This is a genomic window from Limosilactobacillus difficilis, from assembly GCF_947387495.1.
Classification (GTDB): domain Bacteria; phylum Bacillota; class Bacilli; order Lactobacillales; family Lactobacillaceae; genus Limosilactobacillus; species Limosilactobacillus difficilis.
In genome coordinates this window covers 1-373 of record NZ_CANDNU010000114.1, presented here as the reverse complement: position 1 = coordinate 373, position 373 = coordinate 1, and the positions used below count along the sequence as shown (strand labels likewise).

Here is a 373-nt window from a genome sequence, read left to right as displayed (position 1 = left end):
AAGTTGAAACGGAGGTAGTGTCGCTACCGAAAACCAACAAGACCGTTGGTCTTGACGTTGGTATTGCTAGTCTAGCATAAGTACGCCACGTTTAATGCTAAGTGGCTAAAAAAGGAAGCTAATGCCTGGCAATCCAAGTACAGTAAACGTAAGCACTGTGCAACCATAGCTATGCATCAATGGAATCATAACCATAGTGATTTCAAAATGGTACTTAGCGATTATCAGAATTGGCAACGGGCACAACGGCAGAAGGCACGCTATCAGCAACGGATAGCTAACCAACGTAAGGACTGCCTGCATAAGTTGACGACTGACTTAGTTAGAAATTATGACGTGATAGTGATTGAAGATTTGAAAACCAAGAATCTGC

General features: G+C 42.6%; 1 pseudogene. It reads left to right on the top strand.

The window, feature by feature from the left end:
• Positions 1–373, top strand: a pseudogene (locus QOR82_RS09180) (transposase); the annotation flags it as partial.